At 35.0% G+C, this 2,050-nt stretch carries 2 protein-coding genes and 9 tRNA genes; all 11 read left to right on the forward strand.

Annotated elements, in window-relative coordinates; all coding sequences use genetic code 11:
• The first annotated feature begins 55 nt into the window (after nucleotides 1–55).
• Nucleotides 56–131 (forward strand) — tRNA-Phe (locus RWY47_RS11150).
• An 8-nt stretch (nucleotides 132–139) separates the two neighbouring features.
• Nucleotides 140–216 (forward strand) — tRNA-Met (locus RWY47_RS11155).
• A gap of 9 nt (nucleotides 217–225) precedes the next feature.
• Nucleotides 226–302: transfer RNA gene (locus RWY47_RS11160), tRNA-Ile, on the forward strand.
• 24 nt (nucleotides 303–326) lie between these two features.
• A tRNA-Pro gene (locus RWY47_RS11165) sits at nucleotides 327–403 on the forward strand.
• Nucleotides 404–409: 6 nt separating this feature from the next.
• Nucleotides 410–486: transfer RNA gene (locus tag RWY47_RS11170), tRNA-His, on the forward strand.
• 8 nt (nucleotides 487–494) lie between these two features.
• Nucleotides 495–570, forward strand: a tRNA-Lys gene (locus RWY47_RS11175).
• Nucleotides 571–591: 21 nt separating this feature from the next.
• Nucleotides 592–665 (forward strand) — tRNA-Cys (locus tag RWY47_RS11180).
• Between the two features lie 10 nt (nucleotides 666–675).
• Nucleotides 676–752 (forward strand) — tRNA-Arg (locus RWY47_RS11185).
• A 13-nt stretch (nucleotides 753–765) separates the two neighbouring features.
• A tRNA-Val gene (locus RWY47_RS11190) sits at nucleotides 766–841 on the forward strand.
• Between the two features lie 182 nt (nucleotides 842–1,023).
• Nucleotides 1,024–1,275 carry a DUF2508 family protein gene (locus RWY47_RS11195; RefSeq protein WP_021431476.1) on the forward strand — a complete coding sequence of 84 codons (252 nt, stop codon included), beginning with the start codon at nucleotides 1,024–1,026 and terminating at the stop codon, nucleotides 1,273–1,275.
• 26 nt (nucleotides 1,276–1,301) lie between these two features.
• Nucleotides 1,302–1,715, forward strand: coding sequence for a hypothetical protein (locus RWY47_RS11200; protein ID WP_021431477.1), 414 nt, complete (start codon nucleotides 1,302–1,304; stop codon nucleotides 1,713–1,715).
• Nucleotides 1,716–2,050: the final 335 nt, after the last annotated feature.

Below are 2,050 nucleotides of genomic sequence, written 5' to 3' on the forward strand. Positions count from 1 at the left end.
AAACCAGTGACTCCGAAAGGGGCCGTGGGTTCGAATCCCACCCTCTCCGCCAAATGCCCAGATAGCTCAGTCGGTAGAGCAGGGGACTGAAAATCCCCGTGTCGGTGGTTCGATTCCGCCTCTGGGCACCAAAATATGTGGCGGTATAGCTTAGTTGGCTAGAGCGTTCGGTTCATACCCGAAAGGTCACAGGTTCGACTCCTGTTACCGCTACCAATACAAAGTGGACCTTTAGCTCAGTTGGTTAGAGCGCCCGGCTCATAACCGGTAGGTCCGGGGTTCGAGTCCCTGAAGGTCCACCACTTTTATCATTTTAAGAATTACTTCGAGGTGTAGCGCAGTTTGGTAGCGCACGTGGTTTGGGACCATGGGGCCGGGGGTTCGAGTCCCTTCACCTCGACCAATTATGGTGGGTATAGCTCAGTTGGTTAGAGCGCCAGATTGTGGCTCTGGAGGTCGTGAGTTCGACTCTCATTATCCACCCCATAAAAGTTGATCCATTAGCTCAGTCGGTAGAGCACCTGACTTTTAATCAGGGTGTCCCGCGTTCGAGTCGCGGATGGATCACCATTTTTTTATATATTGAAAAATGGCGACATAGCCAAGTGGTAAGGCAGTGGACTGCAACTCCTTGATCCCCAGTTCGAATCTGGGTGTCGCCTCCAATATAATAATGCGCCTATAGCTCAACTGGATAGAGTGTCTGACTACGAATCAGAAGGTTAGGGGTTCGAGTCCCTTTGGGCGCACCATAAATAAATATCCGGGATTATAGCTCAGCTGGGAGAGCACCTGCCTTACAAGCAGGGGGTCACAGGTTCGAGCCCTGTTAATCCCACCAGTGTAAAACATCTAATTTGAATAAATTAGATGTTTTTTTATTGTTAATTTTAGGAAAGCTTTATCTATTGTCAAAATAGGATTAAAGATGTAATATATACATTAAAAAGACATAGATAGGTATATCTAAAGTTATTTTTGGCAAGATTCTAGGTAGATAATAAATTTATTGGAGGAATTTTTATGCCTAGAAAAAAAACTTTAAAATATGATATAGAGAATAAAAAAATTATAAAAGAAATAAAGGCAGCACAATTAGAAATTAAACATGCTGAGAATTTTTTTCAATTTGTAAGTGACCCGGAGTTAGTTGATGTAGCTATATACGATTTAGAAGCTAAAAAATCAAAATACTCATATTTAATAAGGGTTGCAAAAGAAAAAGGAATTAAAAATTCTTTAGAAGAGTGTTTAATTGAATCATTGGCTAAATAATTAACACAGGATGAGGAGAATTATATATGTACATATTATTCGGTAATGAAATTGTAGATAGTGAAGAAATTAAATCATTAATAGAGAATGAAAGTCCATTTAGAGTAGATAAAGATTTAAGCAAAGGATCTAAAAGAGAAGATACTATTGCATTCCAAATTAGTGTAGATATTGAAGAGTTAAATGAAATAATAAAAGAAGAATATGAATTAAGTGAAATGGAAACAGAAGATTTATTTGATGAATATATGACTTTAGCAGATGAAATTGGTGTAGATTTAGAAGAATTAATGCCAGAAGGTGCTATTCTTAATGTTAGATCATATAAGTGGGATAATTCAGAAGATAGAATAAAAGCTGTTGTAGCAATAACTCATGAAGAAGTTGGAGAAATGAAACTAAGAGATATAACTAAAAGATTATTAAGTCAAGTTGATTAATTTAAAAATTTAATAATTAAAGTGGTCTATTATTTTAAATGACTACTTTAATTATAATATTATGTTATTTTTATTTAGATAATGTAATATTAATAAAACTGTATAATGTGTAAATTTCAACATAAAACTCAAAAAAAATAAAAAAATAAAATTAAATTTTAAAAAAGTATTGACGATGTTAAATTAAGGTGGTATAGTATTACTTGTCCTTAAGAAAAGGGCAAAACAAAAATGAACTTTGAAAATTAAACAGTAGGTTAATTATAAAAATTCTTTTTTAAAGAATTAAACACAAACAACCAAGCCAGATATTCAGATAATGATTAGCTGAGCGA

The organism is Paraclostridium sp. MRS3W1 (genome assembly GCF_032465715.1).
Lineage (GTDB): Bacteria > Bacillota > Clostridia > Peptostreptococcales > Peptostreptococcaceae > Paraclostridium > Paraclostridium dentum.

What these genes read in the sequence shown, in the direction of transcription:
- RWY47_RS11195 (WP_021431476.1), top strand. Translation starts at nt 1,024, where the DNA reads ATGCCTAGAAAAAAAACTTTAAAATATGATATAGAGAATAAAAAAATT.
- RWY47_RS11200 (WP_021431477.1), top strand. Translation starts at nt 1,302, where the DNA reads ATGTACATATTATTCGGTAATGAAATTGTAGATAGTGAAGAAATTAAA.